General features: G+C 68.1%; 21 protein-coding genes. 3 read left to right on the top strand and 18 right to left on the bottom strand.

Annotated features, from left to right (window positions below; all coding sequences use genetic code 11):
- Window positions 1–15: 15 nt before the first annotated feature.
- From KOD61_RS06710 to ndk, 9 genes are all read right to left on the bottom strand, one after another.
- Window positions 16–1,023, bottom strand: coding sequence for a DUF2272 domain-containing protein (locus KOD61_RS06710; protein ID WP_215217964.1), 1,008 nt, complete (start codon window positions 1,021–1,023; stop codon window positions 16–18).
- 83 nt (window positions 1,024–1,106) lie between these two features.
- Window positions 1,107–2,231 (bottom strand): molybdopterin-synthase adenylyltransferase MoeB, encoded by a 1,125-nt coding sequence (gene moeB, locus KOD61_RS06705; protein WP_215217963.1) that lies wholly within the window; start codon window positions 2,229–2,231, stop codon window positions 1,107–1,109.
- A gap of 14 nt (window positions 2,232–2,245) precedes the next feature.
- Window positions 2,246–3,646, bottom strand: coding sequence for a ribosome biogenesis GTPase Der (der, locus tag KOD61_RS06700; RefSeq protein WP_215217962.1), 1,401 nt, complete (start codon window positions 3,644–3,646; stop codon window positions 2,246–2,248).
- A gap of 151 nt (window positions 3,647–3,797) precedes the next feature.
- Window positions 3,798–5,006, bottom strand: a complete 1,209-nt coding sequence (gene bamB / locus KOD61_RS06695) for an outer membrane protein assembly factor BamB (protein WP_215217961.1) — start codon at window positions 5,004–5,006, stop codon at window positions 3,798–3,800.
- Window positions 5,006–5,635, bottom strand: coding sequence for a YfgM family protein (locus KOD61_RS06690; RefSeq protein ID WP_215217960.1), 630 nt, complete (start codon window positions 5,633–5,635; stop codon window positions 5,006–5,008). Before KOD61_RS06690 ends, bamB begins: the two co-directional genes overlap by 1 nt.
- A gap of 91 nt (window positions 5,636–5,726) precedes the next feature.
- Complete coding sequence (locus KOD61_RS06685) at window positions 5,727–6,536, bottom strand: helix-turn-helix domain-containing protein (RefSeq protein ID WP_215217959.1); 810 nt, start codon at window positions 6,534–6,536, stop codon at window positions 5,727–5,729.
- Complete coding sequence (pilW, locus tag KOD61_RS06680) at window positions 6,536–7,309, bottom strand: type IV pilus biogenesis/stability protein PilW (RefSeq protein WP_215217958.1); 774 nt, start codon at window positions 7,307–7,309, stop codon at window positions 6,536–6,538. Before pilW ends, KOD61_RS06685 begins: the two co-directional genes overlap by 1 nt.
- Before the next feature lie 43 nt (window positions 7,310–7,352).
- Complete coding sequence (gene rlmN / locus KOD61_RS06675; RefSeq protein ID WP_215217957.1) at window positions 7,353–8,603, bottom strand: 23S rRNA (adenine(2503)-C(2))-methyltransferase RlmN; 1,251 nt, start codon at window positions 8,601–8,603, stop codon at window positions 7,353–7,355.
- A gap of 20 nt (window positions 8,604–8,623) precedes the next feature.
- Window positions 8,624–9,049, bottom strand: a complete 426-nt coding sequence (ndk, locus tag KOD61_RS06670) for a nucleoside-diphosphate kinase (protein WP_215217956.1) — start codon at window positions 9,047–9,049, stop codon at window positions 8,624–8,626.
- A gap of 239 nt (window positions 9,050–9,288) precedes the next feature.
- Between ndk and KOD61_RS06665 the strand changes: the two genes are divergently transcribed.
- From KOD61_RS06665 to KOD61_RS06655, 3 genes are read left to right on the top strand one after another with little or no spacing between them, the layout of a single operon-like run.
- Window positions 9,289–9,909, top strand: a complete 621-nt coding sequence (locus tag KOD61_RS06665) for a TetR/AcrR family transcriptional regulator (protein ID WP_215217955.1) — start codon at window positions 9,289–9,291, stop codon at window positions 9,907–9,909.
- Between the two features lie 28 nt (window positions 9,910–9,937).
- Window positions 9,938–12,328 (top strand): 3-hydroxyacyl-CoA dehydrogenase/enoyl-CoA hydratase family protein, encoded by a 2,391-nt coding sequence (locus tag KOD61_RS06660; protein ID WP_215217954.1) that lies wholly within the window; start codon window positions 9,938–9,940, stop codon window positions 12,326–12,328.
- Window positions 12,329–12,348: 20 nt separating this feature from the next.
- A complete protein-coding gene (locus tag KOD61_RS06655; RefSeq protein WP_215217953.1) occupies window positions 12,349–13,569 on the top strand; it encodes an acetyl-CoA C-acyltransferase in 1,221 nt (406 codons plus the stop codon).
- A 77-nt stretch (window positions 13,570–13,646) separates the two neighbouring features.
- On the opposite strand, the gene KOD61_RS06650 is transcribed toward KOD61_RS06655, so the two are convergent.
- From KOD61_RS06650 to cmk, 9 genes are all read right to left on the bottom strand, one after another.
- Window positions 13,647–14,951 carry an NAD(P)/FAD-dependent oxidoreductase gene (locus tag KOD61_RS06650; protein WP_251370536.1) on the bottom strand — a complete coding sequence of 435 codons (1,305 nt, stop codon included), beginning with the start codon at window positions 14,949–14,951 and terminating at the stop codon, window positions 13,647–13,649.
- A 42-nt stretch (window positions 14,952–14,993) separates the two neighbouring features.
- The gene (gene galU, locus KOD61_RS06645) at window positions 14,994–15,893 is read right to left on the bottom strand and encodes a UTP--glucose-1-phosphate uridylyltransferase GalU (protein ID WP_215217952.1); all 900 of its coding nucleotides are present in this window, start codon (window positions 15,891–15,893) and stop codon (window positions 14,994–14,996) included.
- Window positions 15,893–17,806 (bottom strand): polysaccharide biosynthesis protein, encoded by a 1,914-nt coding sequence (locus KOD61_RS06640; RefSeq protein WP_215217951.1) that lies wholly within the window; start codon window positions 17,804–17,806, stop codon window positions 15,893–15,895. The genes galU and KOD61_RS06640 overlap by 1 nt, the downstream gene beginning before the upstream one ends.
- Window positions 17,803–18,792 carry an MraY family glycosyltransferase gene (locus KOD61_RS06635; protein ID WP_215217950.1) on the bottom strand — a complete coding sequence of 330 codons (990 nt, stop codon included), beginning with the start codon at window positions 18,790–18,792 and terminating at the stop codon, window positions 17,803–17,805. Before KOD61_RS06635 ends, KOD61_RS06640 begins: the two co-directional genes overlap by 4 nt.
- 4 nt (window positions 18,793–18,796) lie before the next feature.
- On the bottom strand, window positions 18,797–19,975 hold the full coding sequence (gene lapB / locus KOD61_RS06630) for a lipopolysaccharide assembly protein LapB (RefSeq protein WP_215217949.1): 1,179 nt from the start codon (window positions 19,973–19,975) through the stop codon (window positions 18,797–18,799).
- A 1-nt stretch (window position 19,976) separates the two neighbouring features.
- Window positions 19,977–20,246: a lipopolysaccharide assembly protein LapA domain-containing protein gene (locus tag KOD61_RS06625; protein ID WP_215217948.1), complete on the bottom strand. Its 270-nt coding sequence runs from the start codon at window positions 20,244–20,246 to the stop codon at window positions 19,977–19,979.
- A gap of 79 nt (window positions 20,247–20,325) precedes the next feature.
- Entirely contained in the window at window positions 20,326–20,628 is a 303-nt protein-coding gene (locus KOD61_RS06620) for an integration host factor subunit beta (RefSeq protein WP_215217947.1), read from the bottom strand.
- A 143-nt stretch (window positions 20,629–20,771) separates the two neighbouring features.
- Window positions 20,772–22,466: a 30S ribosomal protein S1 gene (gene rpsA / locus KOD61_RS06615; protein ID WP_215217946.1), complete on the bottom strand. Its 1,695-nt coding sequence runs from the start codon at window positions 22,464–22,466 to the stop codon at window positions 20,772–20,774.
- 186 nt (window positions 22,467–22,652) lie between these two features.
- Window positions 22,653–23,345: a (d)CMP kinase gene (cmk, locus tag KOD61_RS06610; RefSeq protein WP_215217945.1), complete on the bottom strand. Its 693-nt coding sequence runs from the start codon at window positions 23,343–23,345 to the stop codon at window positions 22,653–22,655.
- Between the last annotated feature and the right edge of the window lie 67 nt (window positions 23,346–23,412).

Genomic DNA, 23,412 nt, shown 5'->3' with positions numbered 1-23,412 from the left:
CAATGCGGCCTGCCATTATCGCTGATCGACCGGTGGAGATGTCCCGGCCGGGCAGCGAGGTACGCCGGAGCCGACGACGCACTGCACACAACACTGCACGGGGGCGGCCTGCCCCGGCCCGGGAAGCGCCTGCGCCGGTGCCGCCACCGGCCGCAGCGACGGGTCCAGCTTCAACAGCGCGGCCCAGTCCTGGCGGTTGAAGCTGCAGCCGGCCTCGTTTGCCGGCGAGCATGCCGGGGTCCCGCGCGGCAGCCCCCAGATGCGGCCGTCGCGGTTGAGCGGAAGGATCCGCGTCGTCACGCTGTGCAGCACGTTGCCGCCCACGAGTTGGAGCCGGCCGCCACCGGCGGCGACCACGATCTCGCAATGCATCGGCAGGGACGCCGTCGGATTGCCGGCGAGCCAGGATCGCAGGCCGGCATGCCCCATCGGCGATGCGCCGCGGACGTAGCACAGCATGTCGCCGGCCGTGGGGGAGGCGTTATCGGGGTCGACCAGCCGGTACGGTCCGGTGCCCGATTCCGTGTACGCATTGCGCACGTAGTCGACGTGGCGCGGAGACGGCTGGAACCCCGGCACGCCCGCGCGCACCATCACGAACGAAATGAACGCCGCCGACCACGGCTGGTCGATGACGAAGGCGCGGCAGTCCGGCGCCGGATAGGCCAGTGATCCCGCCCGCGCGCAGGTGCCCGCACCCGGGAAGGCATTCATTTCCCACAGCAGGCCGCTGCCACGCCAGTACTCGGCGACGCGTTTCCAGGCCGGGGTCGCACCATCCGCGAGCACACCGGCCTCGGCTTCCGTCATCGACATGCTCGCAAGGTGTCCCTGCGCGTTGATGAAAGGCTCGTACCAGAGCAGGCTCTCCTGGCAGGCCATTGTCGCGATGCGCTCGCCGAGGGTGTCGGCAGGGACGGGAGCAGCGCCCGTGCAGTTCGCGGACGCCCTGTCCGCGGGCACCAGCGACAGTGCCAAGCACGCCGCGGCCAGCCAGGCCCATCGCCATCCCGTTGTCGCCATCGATCACTCTCCGCCGTGCGTCTATCCCCGCATGGTCCGGGCGTCGCGTGAGCGGGAGGTGCAGCCGCACCTGTGCGCTGCGGTCAGCCCGCGCAGAACTGCTGGTAGTCGATGTACCCGGGGAACGGTACGCCTGGTGCACAGACGGTGCAGCCGGGATCGGCCTGCAGGCGGGTCTCGTGGAAGCGCATCGACAGCGCGTCGAACTGCAGCAGCCGCCCGGCCAGCGGCTCGCCGATGCCGAGGATGAGCTTCACGACCTCGGTTGCCTGCAGCATTCCGATGACCCCCGGGAGCACGCCCAGCACGCCGGCTTCGCTGCAGTTCGGTGCGGCCTCCGGCGGCGGGGGTTCGGGGAACAGGCAGCGATAGCACGGCGCCTGGCCGCGGTGGCGCCCCGCATCGAAAACGCTGACCTGGCCATTGAAACGATGAACCGCCCCGTACACCAATGGCTTGCCAAGCTTCACGCAGGCGTCGTTGAGCAGGTAACGCACCGGGAAATTGTCCGCGCCGTCGAGCACCACGTCCGCATCCGCGATCAGCCTTTCGACGTTCTCGGCGGTGATGCGCTCGCGCATGCCGATGACGCGGATGGTCGGATTGAGCGCTTCCAGCGACATGCGGGCCGACTCGACCTTGGGCACGCCGATCCGCGCGTCGGTGTGCAGGATCTGCCGCTGCAGGTTGCTGCGGTCGACCACGTCGTCGTCTGCCAGGCGCAGCGTGCCGACGCCGGCCGCGGCGAGGTAGTAGGCGGCCGGGGAACCCAGTCCGCCGGCGCCCACCACGGCGACCGTCGCCTGTTGCAGCCGTCGCTGACCGGCCTCGCCGACCTCGGGCAGGCGGAGGTGCCGCGAGTAGCGGTCGTTGAAGTCCAGGTCACCGTGGGCGACCACCAGTGGCAGGTCGTCGAGCCGCCACTGGCGCGTGCCACCTTCGACCGACGCGACGCGGCAATAGCCGGCCTGCGCCAGAGCCTCGGCCGCCTGGAGGGATCGCCCGCCCACCTCGCAGATGAGAACGATCTCGCGATCGGCGTCGGGCAACACCGCCCCGGGGGAGGCTTCCAGCTCGCCACGCGCCACGCCCAGCGCCCCTTCGGCCATGCCGAGTGCGCGTTCGTCCGGCTCGCGGACATCGATGAGCACGGCACCCCCGAGCTGGCGGCGACGGGCCTCGGCTGGGGTGATGGTGTCGACCGCCATGTGCTAACCGACTCCTACTTGCCCCGCTTGACGTGCCGGATCAGGCGGCGCTTCTTTGCGACCTGCTTGTCGGTCAGCACGTTCTTCTTGCCCTCGTACGGGTTGCTGCCTTCCTTGAAGATGAAGCGCACGGGCGTGCCGACCAGCTTGAAGCGCTTGCGGAAGAAGTTCTCGAGGTAGCGCTTGTAGGTTTCGCTCAGGGTGCGCAGGCGGTTGCCGTGGATCGCGAACGTCGGCGGGTTGCTGCCCACCGGATGCGCGAACCGCAGCTTGGCGACATGGCCACGCACCACCGGCGGTGGGTTGGCCTCGTAGGCGATCTCCACCGCGCGGGTGATCTCGCTGGTGCTGAATTCGCGCGTGGCCGACTCATGGGCCCGGTGGATGGCGTTGAACAGCTCGCGCAAGCCCGAACCGTGCTTGGCGCTGATGCGCACCGCCTCGGCCCAGTCCACGAAGGAAAGCTTGCGGGCCAGCAGCGCTTCGGCCTGCTGGCGCTGGTAGTCGCTCTGCCCGTCCCACTTGTTCACCGCGACCACGAGCGCGCGGCCGGCGTCGAGCGCGTAGCCCAGCACACTGGCATCCTGGTCGGTGACGCCCTCGCCCGCGTCGAGCATCACCACCGCGACCTGGCACTGCTCGATCGCCTGCAGGGTCTTGATGATGGAGAACTTCTCGACGGCCTCGTCGACACGCGACTTGCGGCGCAGGCCGGCAGTGTCGATCAGGCGATACAGGCGCCCGTCGCGCTCCATGTCGATGGCGACCGAGTCGCGGGTCGTGCCGGGCACGTCGGACGCGATCATCCGTTCCTCGCCGAGCAGGCGGTTCACCAGCGTGGACTTGCCCACGTTGGGGCGGCCGATGAAGGCGACCCGGATGCGCGACGGATCGGTGTCGAGCTCGCTGGTCGCGCCCTCCTCCGGCAGCCGGGCGACGATCTCGTCGATGAGGTCGTCGATGCCCTGTCGGTGCGCCGAAGAGGTCGCGACGACGTCGCGGATGCCGTAACGGGCAAACTCGTTGATCGCCGCCTCGGTGTCGATGCCGTCGGTCTTGTTGACAACCAGCACGGTTGGCCGCGCGGTCTTGCGCAACCAGGCCAGGATCTCGTCGTCCATCGCCGAGGCGCCCTCGCGCCCGTCCACGATGAACAGCACCAGGTCGGCCTCGGTCGCCGCCGCCCGCGCCTGGCGGGTGGTGGCGCCGACCAGGCCTTCGTCCTCGCCGGCGATGCCCCCGGTATCCACCAGTGCGAAGTGGCGCTGTCCCTCGGGCCGGCACACGCCGTAGTGGCGGTCGCGCGTCACCCCCGGCTGGTCGTGGACCAGCGCGTCGCGGGTACGCGTGAGCGCATTGAACAGGGTGGATTTGCCGACGTTGGGTCGACCAACGAGCGCGACGAGCGGAAGCATGGATTCAGCCGGTTGGGGGCGTAATGCGGAAGGCGATGCGGCAAACATACCGCGTCGACACGTGGAGTCGCCGGTCCCCGGAAACAGGGACGGCGGCCGGACGGACGGTGTCGTCCATTATCGGCCGCCGTCCCGGGTTTTCGCCAATCGGTTACTGGGCGACGCGGAAGGCGCTCAGTTCGCCGTCGACGTCCTGCACGACGAGGATGTCGCCATCCACCACCGGCACGCCGCGCAGGGCATCGCCGCCGGCGCGGGCACGGGCGACGAATGCGCCGGTCCCGAGGTCCATCCAGTGCAGGTAGCCGTCGTAGTCGCCGACGACCGCGTAGCCACCGTGGATCGCGGGTGCCGTCAGGTTGCGACGGGCCAGGGCCGCCTGGGTCCAGAGCGCGGTGCCGCCGCGCTTGTCCAATCCATGGACGCTGCCGTCGGCGGAGCTGACGACGACCACGCTGTCGGCGGCGGCGACCCGGCCGGGGCCACCCTGGTCGCTAAGCCACATCGGCTGGCCGGACGGGGCATCGATAGCCATCGTGCGGCCGTCGTAACTGGTCGCCAGCAGCGTGGTGTCGTCCAGGACCGGGGTACCGTCGACGTCGGCCATGCGGTCGAGCTCGGTGCGCCCCTCCTGCTGGCCCACCGCCTGCTCCCACAGCGGACGCCCGTCCGCGGCGGCCAGCGCGGCCACGCTGCCATCGTCGCTGCCAACGAAAACATAGCCCGGGCCGAGCACCGGTGCGTCGTTGCCACGGACCGACAGCGATGGCACGTCGCGGTTCCAGAACCAACGGCGTTCGCCGGTGGCCGCGTCAAACGCGGTCAGCCGACCGTCGTTGGAGCGGACGAACACCATCCCCAGCCCCACCGCGGGCTCTGCGATGATCTCGTTGCCGACCTTTGCCCGCCAGCGCTCCTCACCGGTGGCCGCGTCGAGGGCGATCACGTCGCCGTCGAGGCTGCCGACCGCGACCAGGCCCTCACCAACACCGGGACCGCCACTCAGGCGCAATTCGCTTTCGTAATGCCAGACGCGCTTGCCGGACTGCAGCTCGAACGCGTGCACGCCGCCTCCGACCGCAGCCGCGTAGACCCGACCGTCGGCGATGGCCGGATGCTGCCGCGCGCCCAGCGCGCCCTCGCCCTTGCCCGCGTCCACCGACCACAGCTCGCTGACGGATGCGGTTGGGGTGAATTCGGTCAGTGCGGCCGGCTTGGTGTTGTCCTTGTCCTTGCCGTCGAACCATCCCTTGACGGTGCTGCAGCCGGACACGGCGAGCACGCAGAGCGCCAGCGCGGAAACGCGCAGCACGGCCGCCGGCGCGCATGCGCCGGAAAGCGGAATCGATACTTGCTTCATCAGGACTTCGCCTCGGGGGTGGTGGGCGTACCGCCGACTTCCATCAGCTTGAGCTCGAGCAACTGGCGCTGCGGCGCGGCGACGTCGAGTGCCGCCAATGCCTGCGCGTAGTCCTCGCGCGCCTGTTCGGTTCGGCCCAGCGCCTGCTGCGCGTCGCCACGGACCTCCAGCGCGGACGGCGTGCTTGCATCGGCAAGCGATGCCAGCGCCGCATCGGCCTGGTCGGTCGCGATCAGCAACCGGGCCAGCCGCTGGTTGACGACGTCGGCCACGGCCGGGTTGCCCGGTTTGATCGCGCGTAGCGTCACGATGGCCTTGTCGATCTCACCGGCGTCGACCTGGGCGGCCGCCAGCTCCAGCGCGGAGAGGTTGGCGAACACGCCATCTTCCAGCGCCGCGACCTTGGCGGCGGCCTGCTCATCATTGGCTTCGATTGCGCTGACCGCAGCGTGATAGCTGTCGGCCGCGGCGAGGTCCTGCTGCAGGTCGTGCTGCTGCCACCACTTCCAGCCGCCAATGGCCGCCAGGCCCAGGACGATGCCGCCAATCAGGCCGGCGCCGTTGGTACGCAGCCACTCAAGGACGCGTTCGCTTTGTTCGTGTTCGTCGAGCAGGTCGTCTATTGCCATGCGGTAGCTGCTATCCCGCCCCGGCCGTGGGCCGGAGTCGATTGATTACGGACGAGCCCGCAGGGCGGGCCGGTGGGTCGGACCCGTCGGGTCAGTCGACGACCGGCGCGAGGGAACCGTCAGAGGATAGCGTAAAGCGGGCCACGTTCGCGCGGCTGAATGGCGCCAGGTCGACAGGCTCGCCTGCGCTGAGCACCTTCACCGCAGAGGTGTTGCCGAGGACGATGCGACCGACATCGCCCTTGTCGTAGGTGCGGCGATCGCCGGCATCCAGCAGACCCTTCTCCAGCGAGCTGCCGTCGGGCGCAAACACCTGCACCCAGCTTTCCCCCTCGAACGCGAGCGACAGTGCCGGCGCCGACTGGCGCTGGGCCGGCGCGCCGCGCATGGTGCCCATCGAGGCGATCAACGGCGTGCGCTGGGGGGGTGCAGCCGGCTCGGGCGGGGAGGCCTCGGACAGTGACGCCGGCACGTCCAGCGACTCGACCTGCGGGTCGTTGGAAAGGTGCGGATGGGTCGCCAGCCACACCGGCACGGCAATGACCGCGGTGATCGCGATGTACACCGCACGCCGGGTGCCCTGCTCCAGCAGGTGGCGGTACCGGGGGATGTGGCTGTGGCTGACCAGCTCGGGCGGTGCGACCGGGCCAACCTGGGCCTGGACGAGGTCGGCCTCCAGGTCGATGCGCATCAGGCGTGCATAGCTGCGCAGCTGGCCGCGGACGAACACCGGGGCGCCGATGACGGCCCAATCGTCGGATTCAAGTGCATCGATGACCCGCACGGGCATTTTCAGCCGGGCGGAAACCTGCTCGCGGGACATGCCCGCCTGCTCCCGTGCCTGCCGAAGGCGGGCACCACAGCTGTCGCCGCTTTCTGGCGTCGTCTGGTTCGACTGCATCATCGTTTCCCGTCATCCCCTGTTCCGGAGCCCGACGTCGCCGGGAACTCCGCCCGCAGCCGTTGAACGTATCGGTCGGCGGCCTCCTTGTCGCCGAGTTTCTGTTCGATTTGTGACGCAAGCAACAACGCGGCCGGATCCGCCGGTGCCGCCGCCAACCGACGCTGCGAGAACGCGCGCGCCTGGAAGGCCCGGCCGGCGCTGAACTCGTGGCGTGCCATCGCACCCAATGCCACCGGGTTCTCAGGATCGGACTGCAACGCGGACTCCAACAGCTCGACCCCCGCTTCGGTCTGCCCGGCATCGATCGCGCAGGCGCCGGCGTTGGCCATCGCAGTGGTCCGGCGCGGATAATTGGGGTCGGCCAACGCCCGCTGGAACCACTCGAGCGATTCGACCGGGCGGCCATTCGCGCACAGCCAGGTGCCGTAATTGTTGAACATGGCGCCCTGGTGTGGCGCCAGCTCCACGGCGCGGCGGTAATGATCCCCCGCGCTGGCGACCTCGCCCCGCCGGTCGGCGACGACCGCCCGTACGGTGTGTGCCGCCGCCGAGCCCGGGTCCTGCTTCAGCGCCTCGTCGGCAAACGCGCCCGCCTCGTCGATCCGACCGGCAGCAAACGCGGCCTGGGCCTGTTGCAACGCCTTGCGGGCACCGTCCTGGCGATTATCGGTGCGGATGTCCAGTTCCGGTGCCGTGCGATGGAAGTCGCCCCGCCCGAGGTCGGGCTTTACGAAGGTGAGGCGGTTGCAGCCTGAGGCAGCCAGCAGCATCAATACGCACAACCCCCACTCCACACGCCGTGCAGTGCCGCGCTCAAGCGGCCGCATCGTCGATCCCCCGCTCCGCGAGTGTCTTGCGGAACTCCGCCTGGCGACGGGTCCTGTCCATCACCTGGCCCTTGAGCTGCCCGCAGGCGGCATCGATGTCGTCACCGCGGGTCCGGCGGACGGTCGTCAGCACGCGCGCATCCTGCAGCAACTTCTGGAACGCGCGGATGTCGTCCTCCGGCGACCGCTCGAACTGCGTGCCGGGGAACGGGTTGAACGGAATCAGGTTGACCTTCGCGGCGTCCTTCATCTGGACCGCGTTGTCGAACTGCCGCATCAGCCGAGCGAGCTCGCGCGCATGCTGGGGCTGGTCGTTGACGCCCTTCATCAGGGTGTACTCGAAGGTGATCGAGGAGCGCGGCTTACGCTTGACGTAGCGCTGGCAGGCCGCCATCAGCTCGGCGATCGGGTATTTCTTGTTGAGCGGGATCAACTCGGTCCGCAGCGCATCGTTGGGCGCATGCAGCGACACCGCCAGCGAGACATCGCTGGCCTGGCCGAGCTGGTCGATCTGCGGGACCAGGCCGGAGGTCGACAGGGTCACCCGCTTGTTGGCAAGGCCGTAACCCAGGTCGTCGCGCATGATGCTCATCGCGCGCACGACGTTATCGAAATTCATGAGCGGCTCGCCCATGCCCATCATCACCACGTTGGTCAGCTTGCGCTGCTGGTGCGGCAGGTTGCCGAGCTGGCGGGCGGCAATCCAGACCTGGCCGATGACCTCGGCGGTGGTCAAATTGCGGTTGAAGCCCTGGGTGGCGGTGGAGCAGAAGGTGCAGTTGAGCGCGCAGCCCACCTGGCTGGACACGCACAGCGTGCCGCGGCCCTTGTCGGGGATGTAGACCGCCTCGATGGCGTTCTTCGGGTCCATGCCGATCAGCCACTTGATGGTGCCGTCGGTGGAAGGCTTCTCCAGCAGGACCATCGGCGCGCGGACTTCGGCGTGCTCGTGCAGCTTGGCGCGCAGCGCCTTGCCGAGGTCCGTCATCTGGTCGAAATCGGTGACGTAGCGATGGTGGATCCACTTCATCACCTGGTGCGCGCGGTAGCGCTTCTCGCCCAGGACGTTTTCGAAGAAGTCCTCGAGCGAGACGCGGTCGAGGTCGAAGATGTTGGTCTTCGACCCCGCCGCGGCATTGCCGGCCTTGTCTCCCGCAGGCGCTGCCGTGCCCCGCGTGGCCGCTTCGGGCGATGCGGTGGCGAGGACGATGTCGATGGCGTTGTCGCGGGTGGTCATGGCCTGGTGTTACGTGTTGATCAGCGAGCGTAGACGTCCGTCGCCGGGAAGAAGTACGCGATCTCGTTCGCGGCGTTCTCCAGGCTGTCCGAACCGTGCACGGCGTTGGCGTCGATGCTGTCGGCAAAGTCCGCGCGGATGGTGCCGGCGGCGGCGTCCTTCGGGTTGGTGGCACCCATCAGGTCGCGGTTCTTCAGCACCGCACCCTCGCCCTCCAGCACCTGGATCATCACCGGGCCGGAAATCATGAACTCGACCAGCGCACCGAAGAACGGACGCTCGCGGTGGACGGCGTAGAACCCTTCGGCCTCCGCCTTGGACAGGTGCTTCATCTTCGAGGCGACGACCTTCAGGCCGGCCTTCTCGAAGCGGGTGTAGATCTCGCCGATGACGTTCTTGGCGACGGCATCGGGCTTGATGATGGACAGGGTGCGCTCCAGCGCCATGGGGATGTCTCCGGTTGGCGGGTCGCGGCCGTCATAAGGTATCGGTACGCGCCCGAGGATAACAGAAAAACCCGCGTCAGGACGCGGGTTTAGCCGATATGGCTGCGGTAATGCTACCGGATTGGCGGTCGGGATTGCACGGATTTTCGCTTATCCGCCGGTCCCGGCAATTGACGGTTCACTTGCATCGGCCTAGCATCAAACAAGCGTTTGATTCATGACGAGCCCGCGACCCCGAGATGGCCACCACCACCCACTTCTCCACCAAGGACCGGATCCTCGGCGCCGCCGAGGAACTGTTCGCCCAGTTCGGGTTTGCCGGCACCTCGCTCCGCCAGGTCACCAGCCGCGCCGATGTCAACATCGCGGCGGTCAACTACCACTTCGGCAGCAAGGAAAACCTCGTCAACGAGGTGTTCCGCCGTCGCATGGACGACATGAGCCGGCAGCGGATCGACGCGCTGAAAGCCGCCATCACGCAGCATCCCGGCGAGCTGGAGCCGATCCTCGCGGCTTTTGTCGAGCCCGCCCTGGCGCTTGCGCAGGACCGCCACGGCGGCGGTGCGTTCGTGCGGGTTGTCGCCCGCGCTTACGCCGAGAAGAACGACACCCTGCGCAAGTTCCTGTCCGACCACTACGGGCATGTCCTGCGCGAGTTTGCCAAGGCGATTGCGGGCTGTGTCCCCGGCCTGAGCAAGGAAGAGCTGTACTGGCGGCTGGATTTCCTGGCCGGCGCGCTGACCTACGCGATGGCCGATTTCGGCCTCATCAAGCGGCCGGCCGGCGTCGGCGAGAAAGCCCACCGCGAACGCTGCGCGCGCGAGTTGATCCGGTTCGCGGCCGCCGGATTCAAGAGCTGAACCCCGTATTTCCATGGAGTTACAAGACATGTCTGACAAATTGCTTGTACGTCGCGCAGCGGTGCTTGGCGCGGGCGTCATGGGCGCGCAGATCGCCGCCCACCTGACCAATGCCGGGGTCGACACCGTGCTGTTCGACCTCCCGGCCAAGGAAGGTGATCCCAACGGCATCGCCAACAAGGCGATTGCGGGCCTGGCAAAGCTGAGCCCCGCGCCGCTGGCGGACAAGGCGCTCGCCCGGCGCATCACCGCGGCCAACTACGACACCGGCCTGGCGTTGCTGGAGGATTGCGACCTGGTGATCGAGGCGATCGCCGAGCGGATGGACTGGAAGCAGGACCTGTACCGCAAGATCGCCCCGCACGTGCCGGCCCACGCGGTGCTGGCCAGCAACACCTCCGGCCTGGGCATCAACAAGCTTGCCGAGGTACTGCCCGAGGAGATGCGCCACCGGTTCTGCGGCGTGCACTTCTTCAACCCGCCGCGCTACATGCACCTGGCCGAGCTGATCCCGGCGCGCAGCACAGACGCAGCCGTGCTGCGGGGGCTGGAGGCATTCCTGACCACGACGCTCGGCAAGGGCGTTGTGATCGCCAAGGACACACCGAACTTCATCGGAAACCGCATCGGCGTGTTCTCGATGCTGGCGGCGATGCACCACACCACGCAGTTCAAGCTCGGCTTCGACACCGTTGACGCGCTGACCGGCCCGGCGATCGGCCGGCCGAAGTCGGCAACCTATAGGACCGCCGACGTGGTCGGGCTGGACACCATGGTCCACGTCATCAAGACCATGGCCGACACCCTGCCGGAAGACCCGTGGCACAAGTATTTCAAGGCGCCCAAGTGGCTGTCTGGCCTGGTCGAGAAGGGCGCGCTCGGTGCGAAGACCGGTGCCGGCTTCTACACCAAGAAGGGCAAGGACATCCTGGTGTTGGATGTGCAGGCGCAGGACTACCGCGCGTCCGACAACAGCTTGGACCCCGAAGTCGCCGCGCTGCTGAAGGAGCGTGACCCGGCCGCGAAGTTCGCGGCCCTGCGGGCCAGCGCGCACCCGCAGGCGAAGTTCCTGTGGAGCTGCTTTCGCGACACCTTCCATTACAGCGCCTACCACCTCAAGGACATCGCCGAGACCGCGCGCGACGTCGACTTCGCGATGCGCTGGGGCTACGGCTGGTCCGTTGGTCCGTTCGAGAGCTGGCAGGCCGCGGGCTGGAAGCAGGTTGCCGAGTGGATCGCCGAGGACATCGTCGCCGGCGACGCGATGAGCAGCGCCTCCCTGCCCGATTGGGTGTTCGACGGCCGCGACGCGGTGCACACCAGCGACGGGAGCTACAGCCCCGGCCGCGACACCATGGTGCCGCGCTCGTCCAACCCGGTGTATGAGCGCCAGCGCTTCCCCGACGCGTTGCTCGGCGAGAAGGCGTCCCAGGGCCGCACCGTGTTCGAGAACGAAGGCGTGCGGATGTGGATCGACCAGGGTGCCGACGGTGCGTCCGACGACATCGCGGTGGTCAGCTTCAAGACCAAGATGCACACGGTCAACGACCACGTCCTCAATGGCTTGCAGGAAGCGGTGCGGATCGCCGAACGCGACTTCCGGGGGCTCGTGATCTGGCAGCCGAAGGAGCCGTTCTCGGCAGGGGCGGACCTGGCCGGCGCGCTGGGGCTGCTGCAGGCGGGCGACGTGGCGGGCTTCGACGCGATGGTCGCCAACTTCCAGCGCACCAGCCAGGCGATCAAGTACTCGCTGGTGCCGGTGGTGGCGGCGGTGCGCGGCCTGGCGCTCGGCGGCGGCTGCGAGTTCCAGATGCACTCGGCCCGCACCGTGCTGGGGCTGGAAAGCTACATCGGCCTGGTCGAGGCGGGCGTCGGCCTGCTGCCGGCCGGTGGCGGCCTGAAGGAGCTGGCCGTGCGTGCGTCCGACGCGGCGGGCCCCGACGGTGACGTGTTTGCCGGGCTCAAGACCGTGTTCGAAACCGTGGCGATGGCCAAGGTCGCGACCTCGGCGATGGAAGCCAAGTCGCTCCAGCTCGCGCGCAAGGACGACGTCGTCGTCTTCAATGCGTTCGAACTGCTGCACGTGGCCAAGGCGCAGGCCCGTGCGCTGGCCGAATCGGGATACCGCCCGCCCCTGCCCGCCCGCGCGATCCGGGTTGCCGGCGATGTCGGCATCGCGACGTTCAAGATGATGCTGGTGAACATGCTCGAGGGCCGCTTCATCTCCGCCCACGACTACGAGATCGCCACCCGGATCGCGACCGTGCTGTGCGGCGGCGAAGTCGACCGGCATTCGGTGGTTGATGAAGCCTGGCTGCTGCGACTGGAGCGCGAACATTTCGTGGCGCTGGCGCAGATGCCCAAGACCCAGGAACGCATCGCCCACATGCTCAAGACCGGCAAGCCGCTGCGCAACTGAGCGACGACGAGGACATACAGATGACCAAGCAAACCGCAAACAGGCAAGTCCAGGACGCCTACATCGTCGCCGCCACCCGTACACCGGTCGCCAAGGCACGTGGCGCGTTCCGCAACACCCGCCCCGACGACATGCTCGCCCACGTACTCAAGGCGGTGGTCGCGCAGGCGCCGGGGATCGACACCAGTCGCATCGAGGACGCCATCATCGGCTGCGCGATGCCTGAGGGCGAGCAGGGTATGAACGTCGCGCGCATCGGCGTCCTGCTCGCCGGGCTGCCCAACACCATCGCCGCGCAGACCATCAACCGGTTCTGCTCCTCGGGGCTGCAGGCGGTCGCGCTGGCGGCGGACCAGATCCGCCTGGGACAGGCCGACCTGGTACTGGCCGGCGGCACCGAGTCGATGACGATGGTTCCGATGATGGGCAACAAGGTCGCCCTGGCGCCCAGCGTGTTCGAGAAGGAAGAGAACGTGGCGATCGCCTACGGCATGGGCATCACCGCCGAGAAGGTCGCCGAGGAGTGGAAGATCAGCCGCGAGGACCAGGACGCGTTCGCGCTCGAGTCGCATCTGAAGGCACTGCGTGCAATCGAGGCCGGTGAGTTCCGCGACGAGATCTCGCCGCTGGAGGTGGTGTCCCACCTGCCCGACCTCGACGGCAACACGATCCGACTGCGCAGGACCCTGGTCGATACCGACGAGGGCCCGCGTGCCGGCTCGACGATCGAGGGGCTGGCGAAGCTGCGGCCGGTCTTCCGCAATGGCCAGTTCGGCGGCACCGTCACCGCCGGCAACAGCTCGCAGATGTCGGACGGCGCCGGCGCCGTGCTGGTGGCGTCCGAGCAGGCGATCAAGGACTACGGCCTCACTCCGCTCGCGCGCTTCGTCAGCTTCTCGGTGGCCGGCGTGCGCCCGGAAGTGATGGGCATCGGCCCGATCGCGGCGATTCCCAAGGCACTGCGTCAGGCCGGCCTCACCAAGGACCAGCTCGACTGGATCGAGCTCAACGAAGCATTCGCTGCGCAGGCCTTGGCCGTGATCCGTGACAGCGAGCTCGACCCCGCCAAGGTCAATCCGCTGGGCGGCGCGATCGCGCTCGGACACCCCCTCGGTGCCACCGGCGCAGTGCGTACGGCGACCATCGTGCATGGCATGCGCCGCCGCCAGCAGAAGTACGGGATGGTGACGATGTGCATCGGCACCGGCATGGGCGCCGCCGGCATCTTCGAGGCGCTCTGATCCCGGGCCGGTTCGGGAAAGCGGGCCACCCACCGTGCCCGCTTTCCGGCAAGTAACAGCCGGGGATTCGTGGCGGGTCAGTCCTCCCCGGCCGCCGCCCTGCCCCGGGATTCACGCCAGTCGCGCCATGCATCGAGCGACTGCGCCCACCAGTAGCTGAGCTGCGCGGCCGCCAGTCCGACGGGCTTTGCGGCCGTGACCAGCCCGAAGTCGGCAAGCCCGCGCCAGCGGGTATCACCTTCCGCGATTGCCGACGCCAGCAGTTCGCCGGCAAAGGTGGTGGGCGCCACGCCGTGGCCACCAAAGGCCTGTGCCAGCCACAAGCCCGGCTCGACCTGGCCGATCTGGGGCATCTGGTGGCGCGCGTAGCTCATCAGTCCGGACCAGGCCTGCTCGATGCGCACGTCGCCCAACTGCGGGAAGACACGGAGCATGTCCCGTCGCAGCAGGCGCTCGACCTCGTGCGGCGGCCGGTCCCGTACCGAGATGCGCCCGCCCCACAGCAGCCGTGAATCGGGCAACGGGCGGTAATAGTCGAATGCAAAGCGGGTGTCGTAGACCGCCGCCGGGGTCGACATCACCTCCTGCATACGCGGGCCAAGCGGCTCGGTGGCCATGACGTAGGTAGCGATCGGCATGACACCCGCATCGACCTCGCGGCGCAATCCGGCCAGGTAACCGCCGCACGCGAGAACAACCTCGTCGGAAAGTACTTCGCCGTCCGCGGTGCCGATCCGCCAGCCGGGCCCCACCCGCTCGAGCGAAACGGCCGGTGTGTGCTCGTGGATCGCGACGCCGCCAGCGCTCGCCACAGCGGCAAGCCCGGTGATGTACTTGAGCGGATTGAAGTGGAATGCCCGAGGCTCGAACAACGCGTCCCCGTATCGCGTGGTGTGCAACCGGTCGCGAAGTTCGCGGCGGTCGACCCACTCCCAGTCGACGCCGTAGACATCGGCAAGCATGCGCTGGCGGGCAAGCAGCACCGCCGGGTCGTCGAACCAGTTGGCCCACAGCACCCCGGCCTGCGTGTCATCGCACGTGATCCCGTACCGCCGGATCCGGTTGCGGATCGTCTCCACGGCCTCCACGGTGCCGGCGTACAGCTCGCGCGCACGCTGTTTGCCCGATGACTGGAGCAAACGCTCTTCGCCGAGGGAAAACCCGCCGAAGACAAACCCGCCATTGCGCCCTGACGCGCCGTGGCCCACCGCGTGGGCTTCGAGCAGGACCACATCCTGCATACCGCGCTCGACCAGTCCCAGGGCGGTGTTCAAACCCGCGAATCCGCCGCCGATGACGCAGACGCGTGCCTGCCTGCGACCACCCAGTTCCGCGTAGTGCCCGGCGCGAGCCAGCGTGGCCTGGTAGTAGGAGCTCGTCACACCACCAGTCAGCCGCCGGTGGCGCCGGTTGTCAACCACGCCCTACTCGAGCTCGGTGACACCCATCTCGCGCAGCGCGTCCTGCATCAACCCCTGCGCCGCGTCGCTGAGCTTTTCGTGATCGAGCGCGTAGCGGATGGTGGCCTCGATCAGGCCCAGGTGCGTACCGCAGTCGAATCGCGTGCCCTGGAACCGATAGGCATTAACCGGCTGCTCCTGCAGGAGCGCGGCGATTGCATCGGTGAGCTGGATCTCACCGCCGGCGCCGCGGCCGGTGGCTTCCAGCAGGTCGAAAATGCGCGGGTTCAACACGTAGCGCCCCACCACCGCCAAGGTGCTCGGCGCGTCGGCGGGATCGGGCTTCTCGACGATTGCGCGGATGCGACCCTGCCGGTTGGCGAAGTCGTCGGTGGCGACGATGCCGTAGCTGGCGGTCTTCTCGCGCGGAACGTCCTGCACCGCAATGACGCTGGCGCCGGTTGCCTCGGCAGCGTCGGCCATCTGCGCGAGGGCGCCGGCGCCGCGGTTCCAGATCAGGTCGTCAGGCAGGATCACCGCGAACGGTTCGTCCCCGACGACCGGCTTGGCACACAGCACCGCGTGCCCGAGCCCGAGTGCTTCCGTCTGGGTCACGAACACTGCGCGAACGCTGGCAGGAAGTACGTTACGGATCAACTCCAGCTGCTCGTGCTTGCCGGCGGCCTCGAGCTTCTGCTCGAGCTCGTAGGCCTTGTCGAAGTAGTCCGCGACCGCGTGCTTGTAGCGGTTGGTGACGAAGATGAGCGTGTCGCACCCCGCCTCGATGGCCTCGTCGACGGCGTACTGGATCAGCGGCCGGTCGATGATCGGCAGCATTTCCTTGGGAACGGTCTTGGTGGCGGGGAGAAAGCGGGTACCGAGGCCGGCCACTGGGAACACGGCCTTGCGAATGCGTACGGACATCAATACTTCCTGGCGGTGCGGGATGGAAATGCGACGACGGTGGCGCGGTCGACCGGCACGGTGGCGCGGTGCGAAATCGGCTGGAACTCGGGCACCAGCTCGCGCAGCACCGCCGACAGCGTCTCGCAGTCGTAGCGGTTGGACGCCTCGCGCAGCTGCTGCAATCCGGCATGCACGACATCGGCCCGGATCGCGCGTGGTTCAGCCTGCAGGATCTTCGGGTGCGCCGTCGCCCGGTAGCGCTCGTCGGCGTGGAACAGGGTCTCGTGCAGCTTCTCGCCGGGTCGCAGGCCGGTGTAGGCGATCGCGATGTCGCGGCCGGGCTGTTTGCCGGCGAGCCGGATCATCTGCTCGGCCAGCACGCGGATCGGGACCGCCTCGCCCATGTCCAGCGTATAGATGGCCTCGTGGCTGCCGATCGCCGACGCCTGCAGGATGAGCTGGCAGGCTTCCGGGATGGTCATGAAGTAGCGCGTGACCTCCGGATCGGTGACCGTGACCGGCCCGCCGCTGCGGATCTGCTCGCGGAACAGCGGGACCACGCTGCCGGCCGAATCGAGCACGTTGCCAAAGCGCACCGTGACGAAGCGCGTGCCCCGCTGGTCGGCGAGCGACTGGCAGCCCATCTCGGCCAGCCGCTTGGTGGCACCGAGGACGTTGCCGGGGTCGACGGCCTTGTCGGTGGAAATCAGCACGAACGTCCCGACGCCGGCGGCGCGGCAGGCGCGCGCGACGGTTTCGGTGGCAAGCACGTTGTTGCGCACCGCCTCGCGGACCTGGGTTTCCAGCAGCGGCACTTGCTTATAGGCGGCGGCATGGAACACGGCCTCGGGCTGTGCCAGCCCCAACGCGTGGTGGATCACCGCGGGGTCCCCGCAGTCACCCAGGACCGACACGTACTCGAGGTCCGGGAAGTCCCGCCGCAGCGTCGCTTCAGTGGTGATCAGGGACAGCTCGTCAAGCTCGACCAGGGTGATCCGTCGAGCGCCGTGGCGCGCGCACTGCCGGCACAATTCCGAACCGATCGAGCCGCCCGCCCCGGTCACCAGCACCGAACGCGCGCCCAACCAGGCACGGATGGCTTTCCAGTCCGGAAGGACCGGTTGGCGGCCCAGCAGGTCCTCGATGGCGACTTCCTTGAGCTGGCCCGGCAGCGAGCGCCCCTCGAGGACGTCGCGCAGTCGCGGAACCATCCGGAACGGCAGCCCGGAGCGCTCGCAGGCCACCACCACGCGCTGCATCGCATCGGCATCGGCCGATGGCATGGCGATCACCAGCAGGCCCGCGGCGGTTTCGCGCGCGATCTCGGCCACGTCCTCGACACGGCCGAGCACCGGCACGCCCTGGACTTTCGTGCCACGCAACTGCGAGGCGTCGTCCAAGAAGCCGACCGGCTGGTAACTGCCGAATCTCCTCAGGTCACGTACCAGTGCTTCACCGGAATGGCCCGCTCCGAGAATCAGGATGCGCACCGACGCCTGGTCGCCACGGTCGACGCGGCTGTCCTTCCAGGCGCGGTACAGCAGGCGCGGTGCACCCAGCAGGCCCATCAGCACCAGCGGATACAACACCAGTACGGTGCGCGAAACCAGGTCCAGCCGGTTGTACAGGAACAGCCCGAGCACGATCGCAAAAAGCCCGAGCGCGCATGCCTTGAAGATGTTCCACAGGTCGGGGACGCTCGCGAACCGCCAGAGCCCGCGGTAGAGGCCGACCTGCCAGAACACGAGTCCCTGTGCGACCAGCACCAGCGCGACCTCGGTCGACCAGAGCGGCATGTCCGGCGGGTCGGGCATGACGCTGAAACGCAGGCGATGCAGCCCCTCCCAGACCAGCCACACCATCGCCAGGTCGTGCACCACCACGGCCACCCGCGGTAACGCGCTCGACCAGCGATCGCCCCACTTGCTCATGCGTTGCCCTTGTTGTTGTTCGATGCCATTCCTGGCTCAAGCCGCTGGACGGCCCACCATGCAAACGCGGCCGCCAAGTACCACGCCGTGCCGACAGCCACCGCCACGTCCGCGCCGCGACTGGCGAGCACGGACGCCATCGCCAGTCCGAGCGCCGTCCATGCGACATAAATCGATGTGACGATTGTGTGACCAACCTGTCTCGCGCCAACCTGATAGGCGTGCTGCGTGTGCGCCGTCCACCAGCGCTCCCCGCGAAGCACACGGCGCAAGAGCGTGAGGCCCGCGTCGACCAGGAAGGCCGACAGGGGCAGCAACAGCAGCAGGCCGACCGGACCGCGTTGGGCCAAGGCCACCGCACCGATCGCCGCGACGGCGAAACCGAGTGCACCACTGCCCACGTCGCCCATGAAGATCCGCGCACGGGGGAAATTGAACGGCAGGAACCCGATGCATGCCGCGACCAGCGCCAGTGCGAGCCATGCCCATACGCCGCCCGCCACCCAAGCCAGCGCGATCCCGACGACCATCGCCTGCGACGCAGCGATCCCGTTGATGCCGTCCATGAAGTTCCAGATGTTGGTCAGCACCAGCACCGCGAGCACGGCCACCACGGACAGCCACGGCAGGCCGAATGTCAGCTGCATCGCCGCGCCGAACACCAGTCCGGCGAGCGCATGGACCAGCAACCGGAGCCACGGCGAAAGTGGCCGGTGGTCGTCGACCAGCCCGGCCACGGCGACCATCGTGATCCCGACGACGAACGCCGCCAGCAGCACGCGATGCTGGGGCTGACGAAATGCGAGCGCGCAGGCGGCGACCAGCAGGGCCAGCACCAGTGCGATGCCACCGCCCCGCGGCGTCGCCACCGAATGGCTGCGGCGCTCGCCGGGGTGGTCGAGCAGGTCGCGGCCGATGGCATACCGGCACGCCGCCCACGTGGCCATCGCCGCAATGGCGGCATGCAGGATCAACCAGCCCGTCATCCGGTCAGACCACCGCGTAGTTGAGGAGCGGCTTGACCGTCCCCCACTCCTTGCAGCTCGGGCATTGCCAATGGTGGCTGCGCGCACCGAAGCCGCAGCGGGTGCAGCGGTAGCTTGGATTGCGCACCAGCAGCTGGTCGGTGATGTGCTTGAGGTCGACCAGCGTCGCGGCCGGGTCCGCGCCGTCAGCAAGGCTGAGATCGATCAATGCCGCCTCGCCGCGGACCGAGGGGCGGTCCTTGAGCTGTTCGGCCAGGTAGGAGCGCGCGGCAGACACGCCTTCGCCAGTCTCGACCATGCGGGTCAGGGCGAGCACCGGGGCGATGCCGCGATAGTGCTCGCACATCTCGGCCAGGAACGCGCGGGCCCCCGGGATGTCCCCTACCCGGTCGTAACTGGCCAGCAGCGACGGCATCACTTCCGGCAGGTAATCCGGGTCGTGGCGCGCGACCCGCTCGAACGCTCGGATAGCGGCCTGGTGGTTGCCCGCATCCACCTCGATGCGTCCCTCCAGCATCCCCGCGCGCACGGAGTTGGCGTCGGCCTGGTAGGCACGGGCGACCGCGGCGCGCGCAGCGGCGTCGTCGCCCGCGGCGCGGTGGCGATCGGCCAGCTCGCACTCGAACTGCGCGATCAGCTTGCCCATCGGCTCGTCGGTGGCGGCTTCGTAGCGTTGCGCGTTCTCGATCGCCTTGTCCCAGTCGCGCTCGGACTGGTAGATGTTGATGAGGTGGCGCAGTGCCAGTGGCGCGCGCATATCGAGATTGACCAGATCGCTGAAGACTGTTTCGGCACGATCCAGCAGGCCCGAGCGCATGTAGTCCTCGCCCAGGGCAAGCAGTGCCTGGACCTTCTGCTGGTCGCTCAGGCCGGGGCGCTGGACCAGCGCCTGGTGCAGCCGGATCGCCCGGTCCACTTCGCCGCGGCGCCGGAACAGATGTCCCAGCGCGACCTGCGTCTCGAAGGTGTCCTTGTCGAGCTCGGCGATGTGCAGGAACAGCTCGATCGCCTTGTCGGGCTGCTCGTTCAAGAGATAGTTGAGGCCACGGAAATACGTGGTCGACAGCCGGCTGACCTGGGTGTCGCTGTGGCGCTCGCCACCTCGACGGCCGATCACCCAGCCACTGACGGCCGCCAGTGGCAACAACAGGAAGAACCAGAACCACTCGCTGATGAATGCCATGTCAGATCCCGGCACCTGGTGCCGTGGTCCCGGCGGCGGCGTCACGCTCGGCACGCGCGAGGCGGCGGCGCAGGGGCATCACGATGCTGGCGCTGATGGCCAGTCCGCCGAGGATGACACCCAGCAGCAACGCGACGATCAGTGCGACGCCGAGGTTGGTCGGCAGGTGCGTGAATCCCAGGTCGATCGAGACCAGCTGCCGGTTGAGCGCGCCTATCACCGCGCCCACTGCCAGGCAGGCAATCGCGATCAGCAAGCGGATAAGACGCATGGCGGAACTCCGGACAACTCCCTGTACGGGGGATAGCTTAGCCGACGTGCCGTCGGCGGCGATATCGAAATCGCCCCGGTCAGTCGTTCTCGTCCAGCGGAACGGCGTTGCTCACGCGCTCGCGCAGCTCCTTGCCGGGCTTGAAATGCGGCACGTGCTTGCCCGCCAGTGCGACCGATTCACCGGTCTTGGGATTGCGCCCCAGGCGGGGCGGACGGTAGTGCAGCGAGAAGCTGCCGAAACCGCGGATCTCGATGCGTTCACCGTTGGCCAGTGCGCCGCCCATCATCTCAAGCAGCGCCTTGACCGAAAGATCCACGTCCTCGGCCTTCAGGTGGGCCTGGCGCTGGGAAAGGATTTCGATCAGTTCGGACTTGGTCATGGGTGGAAAGGCACTCGACTGGAACGACTTCGGGCGGTGCGCCCACAACGCGGGTGTAGCGGATTACCACAAAGGAACGGCCCGGCCGGAGCCGGGCCGTTCCCTGTTACAGCGATGCGGCATGCATCACGCAGCGGGACCGATTACTCGGACTTGCTGTTGAGCTGCTCGCGCAGCAGGGCACCCAGCTTGGTGGTGCCACTGGCCGCCTCGGCCGAAGCGGCGGAGCGGTTGTAGTCGGCCACGGCCTCCTGCATTTCCGCCTCGTCCTTCGCCTTGATCGACAGCTGCATCGTGCGGCCCTTGCGGTCCATGCCGATGAAGCGGGCCTCGACGTCGTCACCGACCTTCAGGAACTTGGTGGCATCGTCCACGCGCTCCTTGGCGATGTCGCGGGCGGCAACGTAGCCCTCGATACCGTCGGCCAGCTCGATCGTGGCGCCCTTGGCGTCGACTTCCTTGACCTTGCCGTTGACGATCGAGCCCTTCGCGTTCGACGCCATGTACTGGCCGAACGGATCCTGCTCGAGCTGCTTGACGCCCAGCGAGATGCGCTCGCGCTCCGGATCGACCGCCAGCACGACGGCCTCGAGGGTGTCGCCCTTCTTGAAGTTGCGGACGATGTCCTCGCCGGTGGTGTTCCAGCTGATGTCGGACAGGTGGACCAGGCCGTCGATGCCACCGTCCAGGCCGATGAAGATGCCGAAGTCGGTGATCGACTTGATCTGGCCCTCGACCTTGTCGCCCTTCTTGTGCAGCACGGCGAAGGTCTCCCACGGATTGCTGGTGACCTGCTTCATGCCGAGCGAGATGCGCCGACGCTCCTCGTCCACGTCCAGCACCATGACCTGGACCTCGTCACCGACCTGCACGATCTTGGACGGGTTGACGTTCTTGTTGGTCCAGTCCATCTCGGAGACGTGCACCAGGCCCTCGACGCCCGGCTCGATCTCGACGAACGCACCGTAATCGGTGACGTTGGAGACCTTGCCGAACACGCGGGTGTCGGCCGGGTAGCGGCGCGCGATGTTGTCCCACGGATCCTCGCCCAGCTGCTTGAGGCCCAGGCTGACGCGGTTGCGCTCGCGGTCGTACTTGAGCACGCGGACGTCGAGCTCCTGGCCGACTTCCACCACCTCGGACGGATGGCGCACGCGCTTCCAGGCCATGTCGGTGATGTGCAGCAGGCCGTCGATGCCGCCCAAGTCCACGAACGCGCCGTAGTCGGTGAGGTTCTTGACCACGCCCTTCAGCACCGCGCCCTCGACCAGCTTCTCGAGCAGCTGCTCGCGCTCTTCCGAATGCTCGCTCTCGACCACCGCACGGCGGGAGACGACGATGTTGTTGCGCTTGCGGTCCAGCTTGATGAGCTTGAACTCGAGCTCCTTGCCCTCGAGGTAGGTCGAGTCGCGCACCGGGCGCACGTCGACCAGCGAACCGGGCAGGAAGCCGCGGACGTCCTTGATGTCGACGGTGAAACCACCCTTGACCTTGCCGCTGATGCGGCCGGTGATGGTCTCGTTCTTCTCGAGCGCTTCCTCGAGCTCGTCCCACACCATGGCGCGCTTGGCCTTCTCGCGCGACAGGACGGTCTCGCCGAAGCCGTTCTCGATGGCGTCGAGCGCGACCTTTACCTGGTCGCCCACGCCGACGTCGATCTCGCCGTCGTCGTTACGGAACTGTTCGATCGGCACGATGCCTTCGGACTTCAGGCCGGCGTTGATCACCACCACGTCGCCACGGACCTCGACGACGGTACCGGTGACGATGGCACCCGGCTTCAGCTTGGCCAGGAACGCCTGGCTCTGTTCGAACAGTTCGGCAAATGATTCGGTCATTGGAAAATGTTTCCGGTTGAACACACGGGCCGCACCGGTTGGCACTCGCTCCCCGGTGGGGCAGCGCAGGCAACACGTGGTCGACCCACCCGTTGATGTGGTGCGATGGAACTGCACCATGTGTCGGTTGGTTGATCCGCCGTGCTGCACCATTGCAGCGCGGCGGGACTGTTCTGCCGCGATCGGTCAGGCCCCCGACCCGACATCGCGTTCCGGCATCAATGCCAGCACGCGCTCGACCACCTCGTCGATGCCAAGACCGGTGGTATCGATGCGGACGGCGTCATCGGCCGGTCGCAAGGGAGCCACCGCGCGACTGGCATCGCGGGCGTCGCGGGCCAGAATCTCCCGCAGCAGACCAGCCAATGTAACGGAAACCCCCTTGTCATTCAACTGCTTATAGCGCCTTTCGGCCCGCTCCTCGGCGCTCGCCGTCAGGAACACCTTCCAGCCCGCGTCGGGGAAGATGACCGTGCCCATGTCGCGCCCGTCGGCCACCAGTCCGGGCGGTCGGCGGAACACCCGCTGGCGCTCCTTCAGGGCGGCCCGAACCTCGGGGATCGCGGCGATGGCCGAGGCGGCGGCGCCGGCGGTCTCGGTGCGCAGCTCGTCGGTCGCGTCCTGGCCGTTCACCAGGACCCGCAGCTCCTCGCCCTCGTCACGGAAGCCGATCTCGGTATCGAAGGTGCAGCGCACCAGCGCGGCCGGGTCGGCCAGGTCGATGTCACCCCACCCGGCGGCCACGCCGATCGCACGGTAGAGCGCGCCGGAGTCGAGGTAATGCCAGCCCAGGCGGCGGGCCACGAGGCGGCTGATGGTGCCCTTGCCGGAACCGGAAGGGCCGTCGATGGTCAGAACGGGGGTGTCGTTGGTCGTCATGCGGGCATTATGCGGTCTTGGCGCCGCCGCCCCGCTGGCCGCGGCTGGCGACGGGGGGAACAATCCC

The sequence above is a fragment of the Lysobacter luteus genome (genome assembly GCF_907164845.1).
GTDB classification, from domain to species: domain Bacteria; phylum Pseudomonadota; class Gammaproteobacteria; order Xanthomonadales; family Xanthomonadaceae; genus Novilysobacter; species Novilysobacter luteus.
This window is presented reverse-complemented; position numbering and strand designations above follow the sequence as displayed.

Excerpts from the sequence above, each read along its gene's own strand:
- moeB (WP_215217963.1), bottom strand. The coding sequence starts at position 2,231 with ATGGCGGTCGACACCATCACCCCAGCCGAGGCCCGTCGCCGCCAGCTC.
- KOD61_RS06690 (WP_215217960.1), bottom strand. The coding sequence starts at position 5,635 with ATGGCAATAGACGACCTGCTCGACGAACACGAACAAAGCGAACGCGTC.
- lapB (WP_215217949.1), bottom strand. The coding sequence starts at position 19,975 with ATGGCATTCATCAGCGAGTGGTTCTGGTTCTTCCTGTTGTTGCCACTG.
- ndk (WP_215217956.1), bottom strand. The coding sequence starts at position 9,049 with ATGGCGCTGGAGCGCACCCTGTCCATCATCAAGCCCGATGCCGTCGCC.
- bamB (WP_215217961.1), bottom strand. The coding sequence starts at position 5,006 with ATGAAGCAAGTATCGATTCCGCTTTCCGGCGCATGCGCGCCGGCGGCC.
- galU (WP_215217952.1), bottom strand. The coding sequence starts at position 15,893 with ATGTCCGTACGCATTCGCAAGGCCGTGTTCCCAGTGGCCGGCCTCGGT.
- KOD61_RS06660 (WP_215217954.1), top strand. The coding sequence starts at position 9,938 with ATGTCTGACAAATTGCTTGTACGTCGCGCAGCGGTGCTTGGCGCGGGC.
- pilW (WP_215217958.1), bottom strand. The coding sequence starts at position 7,309 with ATGCTGCTGGCTGCCTCAGGCTGCAACCGCCTCACCTTCGTAAAGCCC.
- KOD61_RS06655 (WP_215217953.1), top strand. The coding sequence starts at position 12,349 with ATGACCAAGCAAACCGCAAACAGGCAAGTCCAGGACGCCTACATCGTC.
- der (WP_215217962.1), bottom strand. The coding sequence starts at position 3,646 with ATGCTTCCGCTCGTCGCGCTCGTTGGTCGACCCAACGTCGGCAAATCC.
- KOD61_RS06620 (WP_215217947.1), bottom strand. The coding sequence starts at position 20,628 with ATGACCAAGTCCGAACTGATCGAAATCCTTTCCCAGCGCCAGGCCCAC.
- cmk (WP_215217945.1), bottom strand. The coding sequence starts at position 23,345 with ATGACGACCAACGACACCCCCGTTCTGACCATCGACGGCCCTTCCGGT.
- rpsA (WP_215217946.1), bottom strand. The coding sequence starts at position 22,466 with ATGACCGAATCATTTGCCGAACTGTTCGAACAGAGCCAGGCGTTCCTG.
- KOD61_RS06625 (WP_215217948.1), bottom strand. The coding sequence starts at position 20,246 with ATGCGTCTTATCCGCTTGCTGATCGCGATTGCCTGCCTGGCAGTGGGC.
- rlmN (WP_215217957.1), bottom strand. The coding sequence starts at position 8,603 with ATGACCACCCGCGACAACGCCATCGACATCGTCCTCGCCACCGCATCG.
- KOD61_RS06640 (WP_215217951.1), bottom strand. The coding sequence starts at position 17,806 with ATGAGCAAGTGGGGCGATCGCTGGTCGAGCGCGTTACCGCGGGTGGCC.
- KOD61_RS06635 (WP_215217950.1), bottom strand. The coding sequence starts at position 18,792 with ATGACGGGCTGGTTGATCCTGCATGCCGCCATTGCGGCGATGGCCACG.
- KOD61_RS06685 (WP_215217959.1), bottom strand. The coding sequence starts at position 6,536 with ATGCAGTCGAACCAGACGACGCCAGAAAGCGGCGACAGCTGTGGTGCC.
- KOD61_RS06710 (WP_215217964.1), bottom strand. The coding sequence starts at position 1,023 with ATGGCGACAACGGGATGGCGATGGGCCTGGCTGGCCGCGGCGTGCTTG.
- KOD61_RS06665 (WP_215217955.1), top strand. The coding sequence starts at position 9,289 with ATGGCCACCACCACCCACTTCTCCACCAAGGACCGGATCCTCGGCGCC.